Here is a 22,221-nt window from a genome sequence, read left to right on the forward strand (position 1 = left end):
GCGACGGTGGCCTGCGCGAAGGGAACGGCGGCGACGGTGGCTCCCGTAACGGAGGCTCCCGCGACGGGCACTCCCACGGCACGGACTCCCACGGCACGGACTCCCGCGCCGACGGCCTTCGCGAAGGGAACGGCGGCGACGCAAGCCCCCAGGACGGCCGCGCCCCCAACCGAACCCCCCAGGACGGCCGCGCCCCCCACCGAACCCCCCAGGACGGCCGCACCCCCGAAGGCGGCTCCAAGGACGAAGCCCCCGGCATCGTCATCGGTTCCGCGCCCGCGGCGGTGGCGCGGCGCGGCGGGAGAAGGGTGCCCAGGGCCCGCGTTCTCGTCGCCGCCGGTGTCGTGCTCGCGCTGGGTGCCACCGCCGTCGCCGTACAGGCCGCGTCCGGCGGCGGTGACAGCGACAAGGTGGCCACCGACTCCCCGAGCGCCGACGACGGCAAGCGCGAGGGCGGCCCGGACGGCCCCGGATCCGCGTCGCCCTCCGCGAAGGAGTCCGGCAAGGGCAAGCCGGACAAGGATGCGACGCCCTCCGGCGAACCGGACGGCAAGGGCGAGGACAAGGGCAAGGACTCCGGGGGCGACGCGTCGGCGCCCGCCGCCGGGGGCGCAGGCGAGGGAGGCGGCGCCGACGGCGGCGCTGCCCCGGTGACCGTGTCCACCCAGGCCCACCACTGGCAGGACCCCTGCGGCCACCCCTATCTCGTCGACAAGGACCCCACCAGACTCTCCCCGCCCCCCAACGAGCAGGACGCCCCCGGCTGGGCATCCGCGAACGGCGCCGTCGCCGCACGGGACCAGACCGTGAAGCTGACCGTCCAGGGCAAGGGCGACGACACCGTCGTCCTGGAGTCCCTGAACGTCCGCGTCGCCGGAACCGGCGCCCCGCTCGCCTGGAACAACTACAAGATGGGCTACCTCGGCGTCGGCTGCGGAGGCAACGTCCCCAAGCACACCTTCGACGTGAACCTCGACGCGTCGGTGCCCCGCCCGGCCCCGCAGTCGGCAGGCGACGACTTCCCCTACAAGGTGAGCGCCAGCGACCCCGAGGCGTTCTACATCGAGGCGACCGCCAACACCCGGTACGTACGCTGGTACTTGGAGCTGGAGTGGTCCAGCGGCGGCCGTCGCGGCACGGTACGCATCGACGACACGGGCAAGCCGTTCGCCACGAGCGGCGACAAGAGCCGTCCCGTCTACGCGTTCTCGCTCAACAGCAAGAAGTGGACGAAGACCAACCGCGACGACGACAACGTGCCGGACCCGCCGGCCTAAGCCGCGCGGCCCGGTAACGTCCGGCGGATCGAGCCATGTCCGTATCGCGAAATGACACTTGTATGCGACACGGACATGCCTAATCTGCCTGGCAACCGAAGGAGTCGTAGATGACCGTCAGTGCAGCAGTCCCCGCCGCCACCGCCGCTCCCACCCCGCCGCTCGCCGCGCGCGCCGCCTCGGTCGGGGGCTCTCCGGTACGGGACATCCTGGCCGTCACCGCACGGCCCGAGGTCATCAACTTCGCGGGTGGGCTCCCCGCCCCCGGCCTCTTCGACAAGGAAGGCATCGCCGCCGCCTTCCAGGCCGTACTCACCGAACAGCCCGAGCGGGCGCTCCAGTACTCCACCACGGAGGGCGAGCCCGCTCTCCGTACCGCCATCGCCGCACGGCTCTCCGGGCGCGGGCTCGCGACCGGGGTCGACGACCTGCTGGTGACCACCGGGTCGCAGCAGGCGCTCTCGCTGCTCGCCACCGCGCTCATCGAGCCCGGCGAGACCGTCCTGGTCGAGAGCCCCTGTTACCTCGCCGCCCTCCAGGCCTTCGGCTTCGCGGGCGCGCAGGTGATAGCCGTGCCGTGCGACGACGCCGGGATCATCCCGGACGCTCTCGACGAACTCGTCGCCCGCCACCGGCCCAAGCTGCTCTACACCGTGCCCACCTTCCAGAACCCGACCGGCCGCACCATGCCCGCCGACCGCCGCGCCGCGATCGCCGCGACCGCCGCGCGGCGCGGACTGTGGATCGTCGAGGACGACCCGTACGGGGAGTTGCGCTTCGAGGGCGAGCGCGCGCCGTGGATCGCCTCGTACCCCGGCGCCGAGGACAGCACGATCCTGCTCGGCAGCTTCTCCAAGGTCATGGCGCCGGGCCTGCGCCTGGGCTGGCTGCGCGGTCCCGCCCCGCTGCTGCGGGCCTGCGCCATCGCCAAGCAGGCGGCGGACCTGCACACACCGACCGTCAACCAGCTCGCCGCGGCGCGGTACTTGGCGGACAACGACCTCGACGCGCACCTCGCCCGCGTCACCGGCGCCTACCGCGAGCGGCGGGACGCCATGCTTTCGGGCCTCGCCGACGCGTTGCCGCAAGGCTCTTCCTGGGTCCGGCCGGAAGGGGGCATGTTCGTCTGGGCGAAGCTGCCCGACGGATACGACACCACCGCGCTGCTGCCCGAGGTGGTGAAGCACCTGGTGGCGTACGTGCCGGGGGCGCCGTTCTACGCCGGAGAGCCCGACGTCGCCACCCTGCGGATGTGCTTCGTGACGCAGTCCCCCGACGAGATCGCCGAGGGACTGCGCAGGCTCGGGGGCGCGTTGGCCGGTTGATCGCCGCATGGCGGCGGGGGCTGGTCGCGCCCGCGCGGCGGAGCCGCGTATGTCACGGCCCCGCCGCTCCTGACGCGGCTCAGAGGCGCTCGGGGGTCCTGATGCCGAGCAGGGCCATGCCCTGGTGCAGGGTGCGGGCGGTCAGGTCGCACAGGAGCAGCCGGTTCTCGACGATCTCCTGTGCCGGACGCGGCTTCACCACCGGGCACTGGTCGTAGAACGTCGTGAACAGCGACGCCAGCTGGTAGAGGTACGCGGCCAGCTTGTGCGGCGCGTACTCGGCGGCGGCCTCGAAGACCAGATCGCCGAACGCGTCCAGGTGCAGGCCAAGGGCCCGCTCGGCAGGGGCGAGTTCGAGCTCCGGGTGCGCGACGGGCTCCGCCGAGTCACCGGCACGCCGCAGGATCGACTTGATCCGCGCGTACGCGTACTGGAGGTAGACGGACGTGTCGCCGTTCAGCGACACCATCTGGTCCAGGTCGAACTTGTAGTCGCGGTTCGCGGACGTCGACAGGTCGGCGTACTTCACCGCGCCGATCCCGACGAACCGCCCGTTCTCGACGATCTCCTGCTCGGTCAGGCCCACCTTCTCGGCCTTCTCGCGCACGACCGCGGTCGCCCGCTCGACCGCCTCGTCGAGGAGGTCCTCGAGCCGGACCGTCTCGCCCTCACGCGTCTTGAACGGCTTGCCGTCCGCGCCGAGCACCGTGCCGTAACCCATGTTGTGGGCCGTGACGTCGTCGCTCAGCCAGCCCGCGCGGCGCGCCGTCTCGAAGACCATCTTGAAGTGCAGCGACTGCCGTACGTCCACGACGTAGATCAGCGACGTGGCGTGCAGGTCGGCGACGCGGTTGCGGATCGCGGAGAGGTCGGAGGCCGCGTAGCCGAAGCCGCCGTCCTTCTTCTGCACGATCAGCGGCACCGGCTGGTCGTCCTTGCCGCGGATCTCGTCGAAGAAGACCACGAGCGCGCCCTCGGAACGGACGGCGACGCCCGATTCCTCCAGCATCCGCGCCGTCTCGGCCATCATGTCGTTGTACGCGGACTCGCCGACGATCTCGTCGTCCCGGATCTCCATGTCCAGCTTCTCGAAGACCGAGTAGAAGTAGATCTTCGACTCGTCGACGAACCGCTGCCACAGGTCGAGCGTCTCCTTGTCGCCGGACTGGAGCGCGACGACCCGCTTACGGGCCCGCTCCTTGAAGTCCTCGTCCGCGTCGAAGACGGCACGCGACGCCTTGTAGATGCGGTTCAGGTTCGACATGGCCTGCTCGCCGTCGACGTCGTCGGCCGGGGCCAACTGGTCGGGGTTCTCGATCAGGTACTGGATGAGCATGCCGAACTGGGTGCCCCAGTCGCCGATGTGGTGGCGGCCGATCGTCTTCTCGCCCGTGAAGTCGAGCATGCCGCGCAGCGCGTCGCCGATGACCGCCGAGCGCAGGTGACCGACGTGCATCTCCTTCGCCACGTTCGGCTGGGCGTAGTCGATGACCGTCGTGCCCGCGGCCGCGTTCAGCGGCACGCCGAGCCGGTCGCCGTCGGCCGCACGGGCCGCCAGCGTCTCGGTGATCGCCTTGTCGGTGACCGTGACGTTCAGGAAGCCGGGGCCCGACACCTCGACATCGGCCAGCAGATCGCCGTTGGTGATCTGCTGGACGACCTGGGTGGCAAGCTCGCGCGGGTTCGCCTTCGCCTTCTTGGCCAGGGCCAGGATCCCGTTGGCCTGGTAGTCGGCCCGGTCGCTTCGTCGCAGCAGCGGGTCGGCGGCGCCGGCCTCCGGCAGGGCAGCCGAGAGGGCGTCCGCGAGGCGCTGGTGGACGGAGGCGGTGAGGGACGTGACCGAGGCCATGGAGTGGATGCCGTTCTCCTCGAGGTGCAGATAGACCAGGCAAGTATCCCACGGGGTGCAAAGGCGTTTTCGCTCTCGCGTGGCTTGCTGGGAGAATGGCCGCGACAAGCGGTACTCACGTAGAAGAAGAAAGGCGTGCCGATCGTGGCTCAGAGCACCGATACCACCGACTGGGTCTCCCGCTACGCGGACGAGGTCATCGCCGAGTCGGAGCGTCGTGCCCCGGGCAAACCGGTCGTCGTCGCCTCCGGGCTCTCCCCCTCGGGCCCCATCCACCTGGGCAATCTCCGCGAGGTCATGACCCCGCACCTGGTCGCGGACGAGATCCGGCGGCGCGGGCACGAGGTCAGGCACCTGATCTCCTGGGACGACTACGACCGGTACCGCAAGGTCCCGGCAGGAGTCCCCGGCATCGACGAGTCCTGGGCCCAGCACATCGGCAAGCCCCTCACCTCCGTGCCCGCCCCGGCCGGTTCCGCGTACGCGAACTGGGCCGAGCACTTCAAGGCGGCCATGACCGAGGCGCTCGACGAGCTGGGCGTCGAGTACGACGGGATCAGCCAGACCGCGCAGTACACCTCGGGCGTCTACCGCGAGCAGGTCCTGCACGCGATGAAGCACCGCGGTGACATCGACGCGATCCTCGACCAGTACCGGACCAAGAAGGCGCCCGGCAAGAAGCAGTCGCAGAAGCCGGTCGACGAGGCCGAGCTCGAGGCCGCCGAGGGATCGGGCGCCGCGAGCGAGGACGACGGCAGCGGCGGCACCAGCGGGTACTTCCCGTACAAGCCGTACTGCGGCGCCTGCGAGAAGGACCTGACCACCGTCACGTCGTACGACGACGAGAGCACCGAGCTCTCGTACGTGTGCGCCGACTGCGGGCACAGCGAGACGGTCCACCTCAGCGAGTTCAACCGCGGCAAGCTGGTCTGGAAGGTCGACTGGCCCATGCGCTGGGCGTACGAGGGCGTCATCTTCGAGCCGAGCGGCGTGGACCACTCGTCTCCGGGGTCGTCCTTCGTGGTCGGCGGGCAGATCGTGCGCGAGATCTTCGACGGCGTGCAGCCGATCGGCCCGATGTACGCGTTCGTCGGGATCTCCGGCATGGCGAAGATGTCGTCCTCCAAGGGCGGTGTGCCGACCCCGGCCGACGCCCTGAAGATCATGGAGGCGCCGCTCCTGCGCTGGCTGTACGCCCGCCGCAAGCCGAACCAGTCCTTCAAGATCGCCTTCGACCAGGAGATCCAGCGGCTCTACGACGAGTGGGACAAGCTGGACGCGAAGGTCGCCGACGGCTCCGTGCTGCCCGCCGACGCCGCCGCGCACTCGCGTGCGGTGCGCACGGCCGCCGGTGAACTGCCGAAGACGCCGCGTCCGCTGCCGTACCGGACGCTCGCGTCCGTCGCGGACGTCACCGCGGGCGCGGAGGACCAGACGCTGCGCATCCTGCGGGATCTTGACCCCTCCGACCCGATCTCGTCCCTGGACGAGGCGCGGCCCCGGCTCGACCGCGCCGAGAACTGGATCACCACCCAGGTCCCGGCCGACGCCCGCACGATCGTGCGCGCGGAGCCCGACACGGAGCTGCTCTCGACCCTGGACGACGAGGGGCGCGAGTCGCTGCGGCTGCTCCTGGAGGGCCTGGACTCGCACTGGTCCCTCGACGGCCTCACGCACCTCGTGTACGGCGTGCCGAAGGTGCAGGCCGGGTTCAGCGCGGACGCCACGGCGAAGGAACTCCCGCCGGAGATCAAGGTCGCCCAGCGGTCCTTCTTCGCCCTGCTCTACCGCCTCCTCGTGACGCGGGAGACGGGGCCGCGGCTGCCCACGCTGCTGCTCGCCGTGGGCGCGGAGCGGGTGCGCAAGCTCTTGGGGGCGTAGCGGTACGTAGGTGGGGGCGCCGTCCAGTGACTTGGGCGGCGCCCCCTTCGCGTGCCGTGGACTGAACCGCCGCTTCGCGGCGGAGTTCTCCCGCCCACCCACCCGAGCGCCCTGCATCCTTCGGACTACGAAGAGATCCACCGGGGGCACGACGTGCGGCGTTGCCGGGTGGCTGATCGTGGACGTATGAAGGAAATCATCGCCATCGTCGGGTGGGTCGTCGGTATTCAGGGGGCCCTTGGGGCCGCCGGGCAGATCTTCGGGGACAACCCGTGGGGCCTCTTGCACAAGTGGTGGGACATCCCCACCCCCGGCTACCTCGCCTTGTTCGTCGTCGGCGCCGCCCTCGCCGTCTGGGGCGAGACCGGCAAGAAGCGCGCCCGCAGCAGGGCCTGAGCCCCCGGCGGGCGGCCCTCGCTACGCGCTGTACTCGGAGTCCAGCTCCTCCTGGTAGCGACCCCGGAAGTCACGCAGGTACGGGCGCAGGGTGCTCTCCGCCGGAGGGCCGCCCGCCTGGCCGGTGACGCCGTACAGGTCCATCAGGTACAGGCCGAACTGCCGGGCGTTGGGGTAGTCCCCGAGCTCGCTCACGTACTTGCGGAACGCGGCGAAGTACGCGTCTTCACGCGAGACGTCGTCCGGGAGACCGGAAGCCTCGGGCAGCGGCCCCAGCTCCTCCGGCGCGTCCTCCTGAGCCACGGCCTCCTGAGCCACGGCCTCGGGACCCTGCTCCTCGCGCGGCCCCGGAATCAGGTGCTGGCCGCCCAGCGGACGGGTGCGGCCCGGCCCCGCGGGGACCTGGAACTCCGACTCGGGCCCGGCGGGACCGGCCGCCGCCTGGCCGTGCTCGTCGAAGTACGCCTGCTGCTGCTCCAGATAGGCCTGCTGATCGGCATAGGCCTGCTGGTCCGCGTACGCCTGCTGGTCGGCGTATGCCTGCTGCTCCGCGTACCACTGGTCGTGCGGCTCTTCGGGAACGTACGAAGGCTGCTGCGCCGCGAACCACGGGCTCACGTGGCCGCCCTCGGGCGCGGGCTGCTCCTGCTGTCCGGGCTGTTCCTGCTGCTCCGGCCGGGGCTGCGGCTCCTGCTCCTGCTCCCGCTCGTCCCGCGGCTCCGGCTGCTGGGCCGGCGCCGCCACCAGCTCCGGCTGCTGCGGCTCCGCCGCCACCGGTACCGGCGCGGGCGGCAGCAGCGCCGGCTCGATCCCCGCCGCGGCGAGGCCCGCCGGAGCGGTCTCCGCCAGCGGTACGCCGAACCGCGCCAGGCGCAGCGGCATCAGCGACTCCACCGGGGCCTTGCGGCGCCAGGAGCGGCCGAAGCGGGCCTGGAGGCGGGCCTGGTAGATCAGGCGGTCTTGCTCCAGCTTGATGACCTGCTCGTACGAACGCAGCTCCCACAGCTTCATCCGCCGCCACAGCTTGAACGTCGGCACGGGCGAGAGCAGCCAGCGGGTGAGGCGGACGCCCTCCATGTGCTTGTCGGCCGTGATGTCCGCGATCCGGCCCACCGCGTGCCGGGCCGCCTCCACGGCGACCACGAACAGGACCGGGATGACGGCGTGCATGCCCACGCCCAGCGGGTCCGGCCAGGCCGCGGCGCCGTTGAAGGCGATCGTCGCCGCCGTCAGGAGCCACGCCGTCTGACGGAGCAGCGGGAAGGGGATACGGATCCACGTCAGCAGGAGGTCGAGGGCCAGCAGGACGCAGATACCCGCGTCGATACCGATCGGGAAGACCACCGAGAAGCCGCCGAAGCCCTTCTTCTCGGCCAGCTCGCGCACGGCCGCGTACGACCCCGCGAAACCGATACCGGCGATGACGACCGCACCGGCGACGACCACGCCGATGAGTATCCGGTGCGTGCGTGTCAGCTGCATCGCGGCCACCCGCGAACCCCTCCCTGTTCGGTTTGTTGCGAGCGACAGCCTGGCACACGCATGCGGAAGACGGTGTGCCGGTACGGCAGGAGCCCGGCCACCAAGGGGCCGGGCTCCTGCAACTTCCGCTACTTCGAGGCCAGTTGTCCGAGACCTCTACGCGTGGCGCGCGCCGCGATATCCGTGTCCTGCGTCAGCTCTTGGGCTTGTCGCTGGACTTGGAGTCCTTCTTCGAGTCGTCGGACTTGGAGTCGTCCTTCTTCGAATCGTCGGACTTCGAGTCGTCCGACTTGGGGCTCTCCGAACCCTTCGAGGAGGACTCGCCGCCTGCCTTGTTCGCGGAGACGACCGCCTCCGCGGCCTCCTTCGCGGCCTTCTCGGCGTCCTTCGACAGATCCTTCGAGCTCGGCGCCTTGTCGCCCGCGAGGCCGGCGCCGTTGTAGTCGATCGTGACGACGGCGTTCTCCACGCGCGTCACGACCGTCTGCTGCTTGAAGTTCTCCTTGTCCTTCTTCAGGTCGTAGTGCACGACCGTCGTCTGGTCGCCCATCCCGGGCACCGGCTCCGTCTTGACGCTCTTCGCGCCCTCCGTCGCCTGCGCGTCCGCGACCTGCTTCGCGAAGTTGCTCTGCGCGCGCTTGGCACCGCTGCCGAGCGACGCGTCCGAGTCGAAGCGCATCAGCGAGACACGGAGCCAGCGGAACTGCGAGCCGTCGACGCCGTTGTTCTCCAGGCTGTCCCAGGAGCAGGTGCCGCGCGCCGACGTGTCGTCGGACGTGCCCGCCTTGCCCGACTTGTCCTTGGCCTTCGGGACGAGGTCGTCGAGCGTCTTCTTCGACAGGACCTCGCAGGGCTCGGGCAGCTTGCTGAACGCCGCCTTCTCCACGGTCGCGGCCTTGTCCTTGCCCGAGGCCGACGCGGAGGCCTTCGAGCCCGAGTCCTTCTTGGCCCCGTCCGAGCCCGAGTCGCCGGAGTCGGAGGAGCAGCCGGAGGCAATGAGGATCACCGGTACGGCGGCTGCGCAGGTGAGTATGCGGGTGAGTCGCTGTCCTTGTCGGTGCATGGTTCCTTCACTCAAGTCACTCAAGACGGCTGTCGTCGGTTCGATGGGCCACGGTACGCCGTGCCCGGCGCGGACGACTCCGCTTCCGCGGAGCCGGTCACCCGCCCGAACCGCCGCTATTCGCTCAACTTGTCGGCAAGCGTTCCGGCCAGTTCCTGCGCCTTGTCCTGCATTTCCTTGCTGTCGGGGATGTCGGTGCGACGCCCCGGCTGCTCGTCGTACTCGATGGTCACGATGACGTTCGACGTGCGGAACACCACAGTCACGGTGCGGTGTCGGGTCGCGGACGCGGCCGTGGTCAGCGCGTCGTCGAGGAAGGCCTCGTCGCCCAGATCCTCAAGGGCGCGGGGCTCCAGGCCGGGCGGCGTGACGGCCTCGGTCGGCGACCCGCCGGAGGCGCTGTCGTCTGCGTCACCCTTGTCCTTGTCGCCGCCCTTGCCCTTGCCGGACTCGTCCCCGTCCGTGCCGGTATCGCCGGACGGCTTGGCGTCCGCGTCCCCGTCCGGCGACTCCGTCTGCTCCTGCTCCTCGTCGTCCGTCGCGGGGGCCGAGGGCTCGGACAGGTTCGCCTTCTGCGCCTTCGACGAGTAGACCTCCGTCGCACGGGTGTCATCGCTCACAGCCGTGTCGTACGAGACGACCCGCTCGAAATCGACGAGCAGATGATGGGTGGCGTCCGAGGACTCCACCTTCCAGCGGCAGCCCACCCGCCGGTCGGTGTCGTACGTGACGGTCGGCACGCCCTTGTACGCCTTCTCCTGCTGCTCCTCGTCCGTCATCTCCTCGATGCCGGGCAGCATCGAGTCGAGCGTGCCCGGCTCGACCTGGCTGCAGGGCTCGCGGAGCGTGCGGTACTTGCCGGGCTCGGCGGCCGCCGTCGTGCTGCCGGACTCGCCGGGCTTCGAGTCGTCCGCCTCGCCGCCGAGCGCGCCCCCGCCCGTGCAGCCGGCGAGCAGCGCTGCGAGGAGGGCTGCGACGCCCGGTACGTAGGCCTTCCGCTGCACCGTGTGGGCTCCTTCTCGCCGGGGTTAATCGGTTGCCGCTGGCGGGCGACCGGTGGACACAATGTGTATCGCACGCAATGCCGTGGACGCCGGTCCGTCATCCCTTTCGTTGACCTTGGCTCCGGTATTTGCGCTAAGAGCAATTCAGCACGTCTGTTCAACTACAGGCGCTACAGGCACTACGGGGGAATGAGGACGCAATGTCGTACGTGGAGGTTCCTGGAGCCAAGGTACCGATCCGCATGTGGACGGATCCGGCCACGGTCGAGGATGTCGCGCTCCAGCAGCTCCGGAACGTGGCGACGCTGCCCTGGATCAAGGGCCTGGCGGTCATGCCGGACGTCCACTACGGCAAGGGCGCGACGGTCGGCTCGGTCATCGCCATGCAGGGCGCGGTCTGCCCGGCGGCGGTCGGCGTCGACATCGGCTGCGGAATGTCGGCGGTGAAGACGTCCCTGACGGCGAACGACCTGCCGGGCGACCTCTCGCGCCTCCGCTCGAAGATCGAGCAGGCGATTCCGGTGGGCCGGGGGATGCATGACGAGGTCGTGGACCCGGGACGGCTGCACGGGTTCGCCACCGGCGGGTGGGAGGACTTCTGGGGGCGGTTCGACGGGGTTGCCGATGCGGTCAAGTTCCGTCAGGAGCGGGCGACGAAGCAGATGGGGACGCTCGGGTCCGGCAACCACTTCATCGAGTTCTGCCTCGACGAGTCGGATTCGGTCTGGCTGATGCTGCACTCCGGTTCGCGGAACATCGGCAAGGAGCTGGCCGACCACCACATCGGGGTGGCCCAGAAGCTGCCGCACAATCAGGGGCTCGTCGACCGGGATCTCGCGGTCTTCATCGCGGACACCCCGCAGATGGCGGCGTACCGGAACGACCTCTTCTGGGCGCAGGAGTACGCGAAGTACAACCGCTCGATCATGATGGGGCTCTTCCAGGACGTGGTCCGCAAGGAGTTCAAGAAGGCGAAGGTGGCCTTCGAGCCGGTCATCTCCTGCCACCACAATTACGTCAGCGAAGAGCGGTACGACGGGATGGACCTGCTCGTTACGCGCAAGGGCGCGATCCGGGCCGGGAGCGGAGACTTCGGGATCATCCCCGGCTCGATGGGCACCGGTTCGTACATCGTGAAGGGTCTGGGGAACGAGGCGTCGTTCAACTCCGCCTCGCACGGCGCGGGCCGGAAGATGAGCCGCAACGCCGCGAAGAAGCGTTTCTCGACTCGGGACCTGGAGGAGCAGACGCGGGGCGTCGAGTGCCGCAAGGACTCGGGTGTCGTGGACGAGATCCCGGGCGCCTACAAGCCGATCGAGAAGGTCATCGACCAGCAGAGCGATCTGGTCCAGGTCGTGGCCAAGCTCAAGCAGGTCATCTGCGTGAAGGGCTGAACCGCGGGTGGGGCCCGGACCGTCGACGGTCCGGGCCCCACTGCGCGTTGTGCGACGCCGTGCCGGGCGGGCCTTGGACTACAGCTCCCGGTGGATCTTCGTGTTGGAGGCCTGGGCCCGGGGGCGGACGACCAGGAGGTCGATGTTCACGTGGGGCGGGCGGGTCACCGCCCAGGTGATCGTGTCCGCGACGTCGTCCGCCGTGAGCGGGGCGGCCACGCCCGCGTAGACCTTCGCGGCCTTCTCCGTGTCGCCGCCGAAGCGGGTCGTGGCGAACTCCTCGGTCTTGACCATGCCGGGGGCGACCTCGATGACGCGGACCGGGGTGCCGACGATCTCCAGGCGGAGGGTCTCGGCGAGTACGTGCTCGGCGTGCTTCGCGGCGACGTAGCCACCGCCGCCCTCGTACGTGCCGTGCCCGGCCGTGGAGGAGAGGACCACGATCGTGCCGTCCTCGCTCGCGGTGAGGGCGGGGAGCAGGGCCTGGGTGACGTTCAGGGTGCCGATGACGTTCGTCTCGTACATCTGGCGCCAGTCGGCCGGGTCGCCGGTGGCGATGGTGTCGGCGCCGAGTGCGCCGCCCGCGTTGTTGACCAGGACGGCGACCTTGCGGAAGGCGGTGGCGAACTCGTCGACGGCCGTGCGGTCGGTGATGTCGAGCGCGTACGCCATCGCGTCGTGTCCCGCGGCCGTGATCTCGGCGGCGAGGGCTTCGATGCGGTCCTTGCGGCGGGCGGTGAGGACGACGCGGTAGCCGGCGGCCGCGAGACCGCGCGCGGTGGCGGCACCGATGCCGCTGCTCGCGCCGGTGACGATCGCGATGCGGGTGGCGGCGGGCGCGGCGTTCGCGGCGGTCATGGCTGCTCCTTGGGCGTACGTATGTTCCTGTGCTGTGCCTGTCCCGCCAGGATAGGTCGCCGGGTCCCGGCGTTCGGTCCGGCGGCTGCCGGGACGTTGTCAGTGGCTCGCCGTAGCGTGGTCGGCATGGAGAGATCGCCGTTGGCCGGTCCGAGGCTGGTTCCCTGGGCGGAGGGGGACTTCGAGCTTCTTGTCGCCTGCAATTCCGCGGAGATGACGGCCCACTTGGGAGGTCCCGAGACGCCCGAGCAGTTGGTGTCCCGGCATCGTCGCTATCTGACCCTGGAGGACCGGGGGCGGATGTTCCGGATAGACCTCGACGGGGCCGCCGTCGGGTCCATCGGGTACTGGGAGACGTCCTGGCAGGGGGAGTCCGCCTGGGAGACGGGGTGGAGCGTGCTGCCCGGTTTCCAGGGGCGGGGCATCGCGGCGGCGGCCGCCCGGCTGGTCGTCGAGGAGGCGCGGGCCGCCGGCCGGCACCGGCGGCTGCATGCCTTCCCCTCCGCGGATCACGCGGCGTCCAACGGGGTGTGCCGCAAGGCCGGGTTCACGCCGGGCGGCGAGCATGACTTCGAGTATCCGAAGGGGCACTGGATGCGGTGCAACGACTGGAGCGTCGACCTGGGGTGAGCTGAGCTGAGCTGCGGTGTGGTGTGGCTCAGTGCGGGGAGTATGCCGTGGGCGGGACGCCTACCGTCGCCGTGAAGTCCCTGATCAGGTGGGCCTGGTCGGCGTAGCCCAGCGTGCAGGCCACGTCCGCCCAGTCCACCTCCCGGTCCGCCTCCGCCTGCTCCAGCGCCTCGTGGATGCGGTAGCGCAGGATCATCCACTTCGGGCCGACCCCCACGTACGCCGAGAACAGCCGTTGCAGGGTCCGTACGGACATGCCCTCCGCCCTGGCGAACTCGCTGACCCGGCGGATTCCGCTGTCCGTGCGGATGCGTTCGGCCAGGGCCATGGCGAGGTCGGCCCTGGGGTCGGGCGCGGGGCCGAGGGCCAGCAGGAAGGCGTCGAGTGCCGCCACGCGCGCGTGCTCCTCGTCGGGGGTGAGCACCGCGTCGAGCGCGCCCCCGGGGACTTCGGCGAACACCTCTTCGAGGGGCAGCAGCCGCCGGCCCGTCCAGGCGGACACCGGTTCCGACGGCGCGAACGGCCGGAAGCCGCCGGGCCGGAACTTCACCCCGCACACCCGGCCGCACCCCTCCAGCTTCTGCGTGAAGAGGTCGAGCCCGATCCCGGCCACCTCGGCGAAGGGCTCCTGCCCGGGGAGCCGCTGGAAGACGACGTTCACGGAGGGGTGCGGCACGACGTGCGAGGCGTACGGCTGCGACAGGTCCCAGTCGATCAGCCAGTACTGCTCCACGTAGGGGCGCAGGGCGGGCGCGGCGAGGTGCCTGCGGAACCGTGCGCGGGCCAGGAGTCCGGCGGCGTCGACGATGCCCTTGGTGTCGCTGCGCGGGGCGGAGTCGCTGCGCGGGGCGGAGGGGAGGGCGTCGGCGTCGGCCATGGCTGGATCGTATGCCGGGGTCTCGCACGTGTCGCGTGTCGCGTTTGTTCAAGCCGCGGGGCCGGCCACCGCCATACCGTCGTGCCATGAGCGAGAACAGCATTGCCGACCTTCTGAAGGCGGCCACGGCCCACGCCGTTCCGGTGGTCCGCGCGATCCCGGACGATCGCCTCACCGCCCCCACTCCGTGCGCCGAGTACGACGTAAAGGCCCTGGTCAACCACCTCTTCCAGGTGGTCGTCCAGTTCCAGGCGCTCGCTGCCAAACAGAACTCCGACTTCGGCACCGAGGCCCCTGACGTGGTTGCCCAGAGCCCCGACTGGCGGGACCGCTTCGCCGAGGAGGCCGACAAGCTGGTCGCCGCCTGGTCCGCGCCCGGCGCCGACGAGGGCACGACGGGCGCGATGGACATGCCCGCGAGGACCGTGGGCTGCATGGCGCTGCTCGACCTGACGGTGCACGCCTGGGACCTGGCCCGCGCCACGGGACAGGAGTACGAGGCGGCGCCCGGAAGCAGCGGTGTCGTCCCCGCGCTGCGTGAAGCGGTCGCGGGCCTGGGCCCGACGGCCCGGAAGATGGGCGTCTTCGGAGAGCCGGTCACCGTGCCCGAAGACGCCTCTGAGCTGGACCGACTCCTGTCGGAGACGGGCCGCGACCCGCGCTGGAAGCCGTAGGCCCCCGGGGACCGACGCCTGCCGGCCCCGGCAGGCACTCCCGGACCCCACCCCGGGAATACCCGCCGACCCACCACCGTTCCGCAGGTATAGTTGAAGCGTCAACAACCTGCGGAGAGTGAGTCAGCCATGCAGTCGCAGTCCGGATCCGGCATGCAGTTCGGGATCTTCAGCGTCGGCGACGTGACGCCGGACCCCACCACGGGCCGCACCCCCACCGAGCACGAGCGCATCAAGGCGATGGTCGCCATCGCGCTGAAGGCCGAGGAGGTCGGGCTCGACGTCTTCGCGACCGGCGAGCACCACAACCCGCCGTTCGTCCCCTCCTCGCCCACCACGATGCTCGGCTACATCGCCGCCCGCACCGAGAACCTGATCCTCTCCACCTCCACCACCCTGATCACCACGAACGACCCGGTGAAGATCGCCGAGGACTTCGCGATGCTCCAGCACCTGGCCGGCGGCCGGGCCGACGTGATGATGGGCCGCGGCAACACGGGCCCGGTGTACCCGTGGTTCGGCAAGGACATCCGCGAGGGCATCAACCTCGCCGTCGAGAACTACGCGCTCCTGCGCCGCCTGTGGCACGAGGACGTCGTGACGTGGGAGGGCAAGTTCCGTACGCCCCTCCAGTCGTTCACCTCGACGCCCCGACCGCTCGACGGCGTCGCGCCCTTCGTCTGGCACGGCTCCATCCGCTCCCCGGAGATCGCTGAGCAGGCCGCGTACTACGGAGACGGGTTCTTCCACAACAACATCTTCTGGCCGCAGGAGCACACCAAGAAGATGGTCGACCTCTACCGCCGCCGGTTCGCGCACTACGGGCACGGCACCGAGGAGCAGGCGATCGTCGGGCTCGGCGGTCAGGTGTTCATGCGGAAGAACTCGCAGGACGCCGTACGCGAGTTCCGCCCCTACTTCGACAACGCGCCCGTCTACGGACACGGGCCGTCGCTGGAGGAGTTCACCTCCCAGACGCCGCTGACCGTGGGCTCCCCGCAGCAGGTGATCGACCGGACGCTGTCCTTCCGCGACACCGTCGGCGACTACCAGCGCCAGCTGTTCCTGATGGACCACGCGGGCCTGCCCCTCAAGACCGTCCTGGAGCAGCTGGACATCCTCGGCGAGGAGGTCGTCCCGGTGCTGCGCGAGGAGTTCGCCAAGAACCGCCCGGCGACCGTCCCGGACGCACCCACCCATGCCGCCCGCGTGGCGGCCTCGCAGAGCAAGGAGGTCAGCGCATGAAGCTCGTGATCGTCTCCGCCGGACTGAGCGTCCCCTCCTCCACGCGCCTGCTGGCGGACCGTCTCGCGGCGGCCACCGGACGGCACGCCGACGTGGAGATCGAGGTCGTCGAACTCCGCGACCTGGCAGTGGAGATCGCGCACAACTTCGTCACCGGCTTCCCCGGACCTGAGCTGAGCGCGGCGGCGGACGCGGTCAAGGGTGCGGACGCCCTGATCGCGGTCACGCCGGTCTTCTCCGCCTCGTACAGCGGTCTGTTCAAGTCGTTCTTCGACGTCCTGACGGTCCTGGACAAGGACGCGATCGCCGGTACGCCGGTCCTGATGGCGGCGACCGGCGGCACCGCACGGCATTCGCTGGTCCTGGAGCACGCGATGCGACCGCTGTTCGCCTACCTGCGGGCGATGGTCGTACCGACGGCCGTGTACGCGGCCTCCGAGGACTGGGGCGCGGACGGTCTGGACGAGCGCATCGAGAGGGCGGCCGCAGAACTGGCCGAACTGGCCGGAAACATGCGGCCCGCGAAGGTTCGAGACGAGGAATTGATCCCCTTCGAGCAGCAACTGGCCGCGCTGCGGCCGGAGTGAAGGCGCGGTTCCGGCGTACGTACGCGGGGCTCAGGGCCACACCAGGCAGTACGCCTGATGCCCCGCGTCATGCAGCCGGTGGCTGAAGTCCTGCCATTCGTGCAGCAGTTGGTAGACGTTGAACGCGTCGCGCGGGCCGCCCCGGTCGGGGACCGTGGACCAGATGAAGGCCGCGGCCCCGACCGATTCCTCGCCGACGCCGCGCAGCGGGTCGACGACCGTCATGGGGAGCTTCACCACGGCGTAGTCGGGGTGCAGGACGACCAGTTCGAGCGGGGGCACCTTGTGCAGGGGTATGCCCTCGATGCCGGTCAGGACCATCGCGGCCACCGTCTCCGGCTTGATCTTCGTGAACATGCCGCCCATGCCGAGCTCGTCGCCGCCGAGCTCCTCGGGACGCATCGAGATGGGCACACGGGCGGCGGTCGCGCCGTCCGGAGCTCCGAAGTACTTGTAGGTCACCCCACCCACCCGGCCACTCCTGGTTGCCGCCCGGTCCTGCTCGGTCTCGCCCCGTGCCGCGGCCTTTGCCTCGGCCGCCTCAGCCTCGCGCCGGTGCTTGCCGATCCGCCGGGCACGCCGCGGACCCAGGCCGTCGGTCCCCTCGCCCAGTCCGCCACCGCGATGCATATCTCCACCCGACTGCTTTTCCAGGGCGCCCGCCCCTGCTTTTCTAGGCCTCGCGGCCCCCGCCGCGCAACCCGATCATCGTGTCAGTGACCTCCCCCACGGTCACCGGCTAAAACGTCGAGTGAAACACCTGTCCGCAGGATGCCCGAAGCCTCTGACACCATGGTTCATGTGAGCTTCCCGTATAGCGCCCCAGTTTCGCAGACTCTCTTCGACCGTGCGGCGGCCGTGACACCCGGCGGTGTGAACTCTCCCGTGCGCGCTTTCCGCGCTGTGGGCGGTACGCCCCGCTTCATGGTGTCCGGTACCGGTCCGTACCTGACGGACGCCGACGGGCGTGAGTACGTCGACCTCGTCTGCTCGTGGGGGCCGATGATCCTCGGCCACTCCCACCCCGATGTGATCGCCGCAGTTCAGGAGGCCGTCGCCCGCGGCACGTCCTTCGGTACGCCGGGCGAGGGCGAGGTCGCGCTCGCCGAGGAGATCGTCGCGCGCATCGAGCCCGTCGAGCAGGTGCGGCTGGTGTCCAGCGGCACCGAGGCGACGATGTCCGCGATCCGTCTCGCGCGCGGTTTCACCGGCCGAGCCAAGATCATCAAGTTCGCCGGGTGTTACCACGGTCACGTGGACGCGCTGCTCGCCGCGGCCGGATCCGGTGTCGCCACGCTCGGCCTGCCGGACACCCCCGGCGTCACCGGCGCCCAGGCGGGCGACACGATCGTCGTTCCGTACAACGACATCGAGGCCGTGCGCGCCGCCTTCGCCGCGAACTCCGGCGAGATCGCCTGCGTCATCACCGAGGCGTCGCCGGGCAACATGGGCATCGTGCCGCCGCTTGAGGGCTTCAACCAGAGCCTCGCGGACCTCTGCCGGGAGAACGGCGCGCTGTACATCTCGGACGAGGTGATGACGGGCTTCCGTACGTCGAAGGCGGGCTGGTACGGCGTCGACGGAGTGCGGCCCGACCTGATGACGTTCGGCAAGGTCATGGGCGGCGGCTTCCCGGCCGCCGCTTTCGGCGGTCGCGCCGACGTCATGGAGCACCTCGCCCCGGTCGGCCCCGTCTACCAGGCGGGCACTCTGTCGGGGAACCCGGTCGCGACGGCGGCGGGCCTCGCGCAGCTGCGGCTGCTCGACGACGCGGCGTACGACAAGGTCGACATCGTCTCCGGGCAGCTGCGCGCCCTGGTGACCGACGCGCTCTCCAAGGAGGGCGTCGCGCACCGGCTGCAGAACGCGTCGAACATGTTCTCCGTCTTCTTCACCGAGCGTGAGGTGCGCAACTACGAGGACGCGAAGACGCAGGAGTCGTTCCGCTTCACCGCGTTCTTCCACTCGATGCTGTCGCAGGGCGTGTATCTGCCGCCGTCGGCCTTCGAGTCCTGGTTCGTGTCCACCGCCCATGACGAGCAGGCGATCGAGAAGATCGCCGCGGCCCTGCCCGCTGCGGCGCGCGCGGCCGCCGAAGCCACTGAGTCCACGGAGGCCACCGCATGAGCGCGGGCAGCGAGCTCACCGTCGTCCATGTGATGCGGCACGGCGAGGTGGAGAACCCGGAGGGGATCCTCTACGGGCGCCTTCCCGACTATCACCTCTCCGACCTGGGCCGGCAGATGGCCGACCGGGTCGCCGAGCACCTGGCCTCGCGTGACATCACGCACGTCGTGGCCTCACCCCTGGACCGTGCGCAGGAGACGGCGACGCCGATCGCCAAGGAGCACGGTCTGGAGCTGGCGTCGGACGCGCGGCTCATCGAGGCGGGCAATGTCTTCGAGGGCAAGACCTTCGGCGTGGGCGACGGCGCGCTGAAGAACCCGGAGAACTGGAAGCACCTGGTCAACCCCTTCAAGCCGTCCTGGGGCGAGCCGTACGTCGAGCAGGTCGTGCGGATGATGGGCGCCCTGGACGCGGCGAAGGACGCGGCCCGCGGGCACGAGGCGGTGTGCGTCAGCCATCAGCTGCCGATCTGGATCGTGCGGAGTTTCGTGGAGAAGCGGCGCCTGTGGCACGACCCGCGCAAGCGGCAGTGCACGCTCGCCTCGCTCACGACCTTCACGTACCGCGGCGACAAGATCGTCTCGGTGGGGTACACCGAACCGGCCCGGGATCTCGTTCCCGCGCATCTCCTCGCGGGCGCGAAGCCGGTGAAGGGTAAGGCCAAGGCGTTCGGCGCATAAGCGCTCCGCTTTCGGGCCGCCCACGCCAGGTAATCGGCTCGCGACTGTATGTCCATTCTTGGTAAAAGGCGCTAAATATGTGCTTGTTGCCAGGAACCCCCTTCTTCGTCGTGCCCTCTAACGGGGCGTCCATCGTGCATGGACGAAGGGCACGACGAATGGGGATGGAATGCGCGACATCAGTCGCAGGGGAATGATCGGCCTCGGCGTCGGGACCGCCGCCGCCGTGGGACTCGCGGGCTGCGGCACGGGCGGCAGCGGTCATTCGGGCGGTTCCGCCGACAAGGCCGAGAACGGCAAGACCGGCGGCAAGCGTCCGGCGAAGCCGATCGGCGACGGTTCGACCTCGTACACGGGCAAGCAGCCCAATCAGCCGGGCAAGCCCGTTCCCCTCCAGCCGGGCGAGACGCCCCCGCAGTTCGTGGTCTTCTCCTGGGACGGCGCGGGCGAAGTCGGCAACGGCCTCTTCCCGCGATTCCTGAAGCTCGCCGAGGAACACGACGCGCGTATGACGTTCTTCCTCTCCGGGCTTTATCTCCTGCCCGAGTCGAAGAAGCGGATGTACAAGCCGCCGAACAACAACGTCGGCGCCTCCGACATCGGTTACCTCACCGACGGTCACATAAAGGAGACGCTGAAGTACGTCCGGCAGGCCTGGCTCGAAGGCCATGAGATCGGCACGCACTTCAACGGGCACTTCTGCGCGGGCAGCGGCACGGTCGCCAACTGGACGCCCGCGCAATGGCAGAGCGAAATCGACCAGGCCGTGTCGTTCGTGAAGGAATGGCGGACGAATACCGGCTGGACCGATCTGCCGTCGCTGCCTTTCGACTACGACAAGGAACTCGTCGGCGGTCGCACCCCCTGCCTCCTCGGCCAGGACAACCTGCTGCCGACGGCGAAGAAGCTCGGCTGGCGTTACGACGCCTCGTCGTCCGGCGGCCTCCAGCGCTGGCCCCGGAAGAAGACGGGCGTCTGGGACCTGCCGCTCCAGGCGATGCCGTTCCCCGGCCACTCCTTCGAGGTCCTGTCCATGGACTACAACATCCTGGCCAACCAGTCGCAGAATTCCACGAAGGCCCCGCCGGCCAACTACCCGGGCTGGCGCAAGCAGGCCGCCGAGTCCTACATGGCCGGGTTCAAGCGGGCCTATGAGTCCAACCGGGCGCCGTTCTTCATCGGCAACCACTTCGAGGAGTGGAACGGCGGCATCTACATGGACGCCGTCGAGGAAGCCCTGAAGCACATCGCCGGGAAGAAGGACGTGCGCCTCGTCTCCTTCCGGCAGTTCGTCGACTGGCTCGACGTCCAGGACCCGAAGGTGCTCGCCGAGCTCCAGGGCCTCGAAGTCGGGCAGGCGCCCGCCGGTGGCTGGAAGGGACTCGGGAAGGCCGTCTGAAATGGGACTTTCCGCAACCCCGGGGGGTGCGGAAGATCCCCGAAACAGACATGCGAAACTTTTCACATGAGTGCCGCCCGCCGAGCTCCCCGCAGCACGAACCGCAGCCGTCGCCGCAGCCGTACCGCCCTGCTGGGCGCCGGGGCCGCGGTCGCCGCGCTGACCCTGTCGGCGTGCAGCTCAGGCGGCACGTCCGGCGGCTCGGGGAACACGAACTTCGTCACCGGGTCCGACGGCATCGCCACCGCCGGCAAGGGTGAGCGCCAGGACGGGCCGAAGCTCGAAGGGGAGACCCTCACGGGCAAGCACCTCGACGTCGACGACTACAAGGGCAAGATCGTCGTCCTGAACGTCTGGGGCTCCTGGTGTTCGCCCTGCCGGGCCGAGGCGCCGAACTTCGCGAAGGTCTCCAAGGATCTCGCGGACAAGGACGTGCAGTTCGTCGGGATCAACACCCGCGACCCGCAGAAGGACCCGGCGCTCGCGTTCGAGAAGGAGTGGGGGATCCACTACCCCAGCCTGCACGACCCGATGGGCAAGCTGATGCTGCGCTTCCCCAAGGGCACGATGAACCCGAAGTTCATCCCCTCCACGATCATCCTGGACCGCGAGGGCAAGATCGCGGCCCGCTCGCAGCAGGCGCTCAACGAGAAGAACCTGCGCAAGATGATCGACCCGCTGATCGCGGAGAAGTGATTTCCCCGTGATGTCCACCCTCGCCGCCGCCGGCGAAGCGAACCAGACCGTCATGAACGGGGCGCTCCTCGTGGCGCTCCCCGTGGCTCTGCTCGGCGGCCTCGTCTCCTTCTTCTCGCCGTGCGTACTGCCGCTCGTGCCGGGCTATCTGTCCTACGTCACCGGGGTCGGCGGCACGGATCTCGCAGAGGCCAAGCGGGGGCGGATGGCCGCGGGCGCCGGGCTCTTCGTGCTCGGCTTCACCGCCGTCTTCGTCTCCACCGGGGCGCTGTTCGGCTATGCCGGGCAGAACCTCCAGGAGTACCAGGACGTCATCACCAAGGTGCTCGGAGCACTGATGATCGTCCTCGGCATCTTCTTCATGGGGCTCATGCCGTGGCTGTCCCAGCGGGAGTTCCGCTTCCACAAGAAGCCCGCCGCCGGGCTCGCGGGCGCCCCCATACTGGGCGCGCTGTTCGCCGTCGGCTGGGCGCCCTGCGTCGGCCCGACCCTCACGTCCGTCAACGCGCTGGCCCTCGACCAGGCGAACGCGGGCCGCGGGGCCATACTGAGCGTCGCGTACTGCCTGGGGCTCGGTGTTCCGTTCATCCTCGCGGCGATCGCCTTCCGCAAGGCGCTCGGCGCGTTCAGCTGGGTCAAGAAGCATTACGTCTGGGTGATGCGCATCGGCGGCATCATGATGATCGCGACCGGACTGCTGCTTGTCACCGGCGTCTGGGACAGCATCTTGCAGCAGATGCAGGTCTGGTCCAACGGCTACACGGTGGGGATCTGATC

21 protein-coding genes are annotated in these 22,221 nt (G+C 69.8%); 14 read left to right on the forward strand and 7 right to left on the reverse strand.

Translation table 11 applies throughout. The annotated features are described in order from the left end of the window. Together ACQKIP_RS15525 and ACQKIP_RS15530 are read left to right on the forward strand one after the other, a co-directional pair. The coding region (locus tag ACQKIP_RS15525; protein WP_427743189.1) for a hypothetical protein at positions 1–1,277 on the forward strand (1,277 nt) is incomplete at its 5' end. A gap of 110 nt (positions 1,278–1,387) precedes the next feature. Beyond that, complete coding sequence (locus tag ACQKIP_RS15530) at positions 1,388–2,602, forward strand: PLP-dependent aminotransferase family protein (RefSeq protein WP_365862878.1); 1,215 nt, start codon at positions 1,388–1,390, stop codon at positions 2,600–2,602. 79 nt (positions 2,603–2,681) lie between these two features. On the opposite strand, the gene argS is transcribed toward ACQKIP_RS15530, so the two are convergent. Beyond that, a complete protein-coding gene (gene argS / locus ACQKIP_RS15535; RefSeq protein ID WP_365862879.1) occupies positions 2,682–4,451 on the reverse strand; it encodes an arginine--tRNA ligase in 1,770 nt (589 codons plus the stop codon). 135 nt (positions 4,452–4,586) lie between these two features. Between argS and lysS the strand changes: the two genes are divergently transcribed. Further along, the gene (gene lysS / locus ACQKIP_RS15540) at positions 4,587–6,332 is read left to right on the forward strand and encodes a lysine--tRNA ligase (RefSeq protein WP_365862881.1); all 1,746 of its coding nucleotides are present in this window, start codon (positions 4,587–4,589) and stop codon (positions 6,330–6,332) included. Between the two features lie 186 nt (positions 6,333–6,518). Beyond that, positions 6,519–6,728 (forward strand): hypothetical protein, encoded by a 210-nt coding sequence (locus ACQKIP_RS15545; RefSeq protein ID WP_365862883.1) that lies wholly within the window; start codon positions 6,519–6,521, stop codon positions 6,726–6,728. Between the two features lie 21 nt (positions 6,729–6,749). On the opposite strand, the gene ACQKIP_RS15550 is transcribed toward ACQKIP_RS15545, so the two are convergent. The 3 genes from ACQKIP_RS15550 to ACQKIP_RS15560 form a co-directional block, all read right to left on the reverse strand. Beyond that, positions 6,750–8,219 carry a DUF2637 domain-containing protein gene (locus tag ACQKIP_RS15550; protein ID WP_365862885.1) on the reverse strand — a complete coding sequence of 490 codons (1,470 nt, stop codon included), beginning with the start codon at positions 8,217–8,219 and terminating at the stop codon, positions 6,750–6,752. Positions 8,220–8,403: 184 nt separating this feature from the next. Beyond that, entirely contained in the window at positions 8,404–9,273 is an 870-nt protein-coding gene (locus tag ACQKIP_RS15555) for a DUF3558 domain-containing protein (RefSeq protein WP_365862886.1), read from the reverse strand. 116 nt (positions 9,274–9,389) lie between these two features. Continuing rightward, the gene (locus tag ACQKIP_RS15560; protein WP_365862888.1) at positions 9,390–10,277 is read right to left on the reverse strand and encodes a DUF3558 domain-containing protein; all 888 of its coding nucleotides are present in this window, start codon (positions 10,275–10,277) and stop codon (positions 9,390–9,392) included. Positions 10,278–10,477: 200 nt separating this feature from the next. Here ACQKIP_RS15560 and ACQKIP_RS15565 point away from each other — a divergent pair, with 200 nt between their 5' ends. Continuing rightward, a complete protein-coding gene (locus ACQKIP_RS15565) occupies positions 10,478–11,671 on the forward strand; it encodes an RtcB family protein (RefSeq protein ID WP_365862890.1) in 1,194 nt (397 codons plus the stop codon). Positions 11,672–11,749: 78 nt separating this feature from the next. On the opposite strand, the gene ACQKIP_RS15570 is transcribed toward ACQKIP_RS15565, so the two are convergent. After that, entirely contained in the window at positions 11,750–12,529 is a 780-nt protein-coding gene (locus ACQKIP_RS15570) for an SDR family NAD(P)-dependent oxidoreductase (RefSeq protein WP_365862892.1), read from the reverse strand. 126 nt (positions 12,530–12,655) lie between these two features. On the opposite strand from ACQKIP_RS15570, the gene ACQKIP_RS15575 reads away from it, so the two are divergent. Beyond that, on the forward strand, positions 12,656–13,159 hold the full coding sequence (locus tag ACQKIP_RS15575) for a GNAT family N-acetyltransferase (RefSeq protein WP_365862894.1): 504 nt from the start codon (positions 12,656–12,658) through the stop codon (positions 13,157–13,159). 28 nt (positions 13,160–13,187) lie between these two features. Here ACQKIP_RS15575 and ACQKIP_RS15580 read toward each other — a convergent pair whose 3' ends face one another. After that, positions 13,188–14,036 (reverse strand): helix-turn-helix domain-containing protein, encoded by an 849-nt coding sequence (locus ACQKIP_RS15580; RefSeq protein ID WP_365862896.1) that lies wholly within the window; start codon positions 14,034–14,036, stop codon positions 13,188–13,190. A gap of 86 nt (positions 14,037–14,122) precedes the next feature. Between ACQKIP_RS15580 and ACQKIP_RS15585 the strand changes: the two genes are divergently transcribed. From ACQKIP_RS15585 to ACQKIP_RS15595, 3 genes are all read left to right on the forward strand, one after another. Next, the gene (locus ACQKIP_RS15585; protein ID WP_365862898.1) at positions 14,123–14,710 is read left to right on the forward strand and encodes a TIGR03086 family metal-binding protein; all 588 of its coding nucleotides are present in this window, start codon (positions 14,123–14,125) and stop codon (positions 14,708–14,710) included. Between the two features lie 153 nt (positions 14,711–14,863). Beyond that, a complete protein-coding gene (locus tag ACQKIP_RS15590; RefSeq protein WP_365863097.1) occupies positions 14,864–15,955 on the forward strand; it encodes an LLM class flavin-dependent oxidoreductase in 1,092 nt (363 codons plus the stop codon). Then, the gene (locus tag ACQKIP_RS15595; protein WP_365862900.1) at positions 15,952–16,542 is read left to right on the forward strand and encodes an FMN reductase; all 591 of its coding nucleotides are present in this window, start codon (positions 15,952–15,954) and stop codon (positions 16,540–16,542) included. Before ACQKIP_RS15590 ends, ACQKIP_RS15595 begins: the two co-directional genes overlap by 4 nt. A gap of 30 nt (positions 16,543–16,572) precedes the next feature. Here ACQKIP_RS15595 and ACQKIP_RS15600 read toward each other — a convergent pair whose 3' ends face one another. After that, positions 16,573–17,172, reverse strand: a complete 600-nt coding sequence (locus tag ACQKIP_RS15600) for a hypothetical protein (RefSeq protein ID WP_365862902.1) — start codon at positions 17,170–17,172, stop codon at positions 16,573–16,575. A 162-nt stretch (positions 17,173–17,334) separates the two neighbouring features. Here ACQKIP_RS15600 and hemL point away from each other — a divergent pair, with 162 nt between their 5' ends. The 5 genes from hemL to ACQKIP_RS15625 all read left to right on the forward strand — a co-directional run bounded on the left by hemL (position 17,335) and on the right by ACQKIP_RS15625 (position 22,219). After that, complete coding sequence (gene hemL / locus ACQKIP_RS15605; RefSeq protein ID WP_365862904.1) at positions 17,335–18,669, forward strand: glutamate-1-semialdehyde 2,1-aminomutase; 1,335 nt, start codon at positions 17,335–17,337, stop codon at positions 18,667–18,669. Then, positions 18,666–19,349, forward strand: coding sequence for a histidine phosphatase family protein (locus ACQKIP_RS15610; protein WP_361392806.1), 684 nt, complete (start codon positions 18,666–18,668; stop codon positions 19,347–19,349). Before hemL ends, ACQKIP_RS15610 begins: the two co-directional genes overlap by 4 nt. A gap of 169 nt (positions 19,350–19,518) precedes the next feature. Further along, positions 19,519–20,748 carry a hypothetical protein gene (locus tag ACQKIP_RS15615; protein WP_365862906.1) on the forward strand — a complete coding sequence of 410 codons (1,230 nt, stop codon included), beginning with the start codon at positions 19,519–19,521 and terminating at the stop codon, positions 20,746–20,748. Between the two features lie 66 nt (positions 20,749–20,814). Further along, the gene (locus tag ACQKIP_RS15620; RefSeq protein WP_365862908.1) at positions 20,815–21,444 is read left to right on the forward strand and encodes a TlpA family protein disulfide reductase; all 630 of its coding nucleotides are present in this window, start codon (positions 20,815–20,817) and stop codon (positions 21,442–21,444) included. A 10-nt stretch (positions 21,445–21,454) separates the two neighbouring features. Next, positions 21,455–22,219: a cytochrome c biogenesis CcdA family protein gene (locus ACQKIP_RS15625; RefSeq protein ID WP_361199647.1), complete on the forward strand. Its 765-nt coding sequence runs from the start codon at positions 21,455–21,457 to the stop codon at positions 22,217–22,219. Positions 22,220–22,221 lie beyond the last annotated feature (2 nt).

Origin of the sequence: Streptomyces sp. NPDC059900 (assembly GCF_050270335.1) — a bacterium.
Lineage (GTDB): Bacteria > Actinomycetota > Actinomycetes > Streptomycetales > Streptomycetaceae > Streptomyces.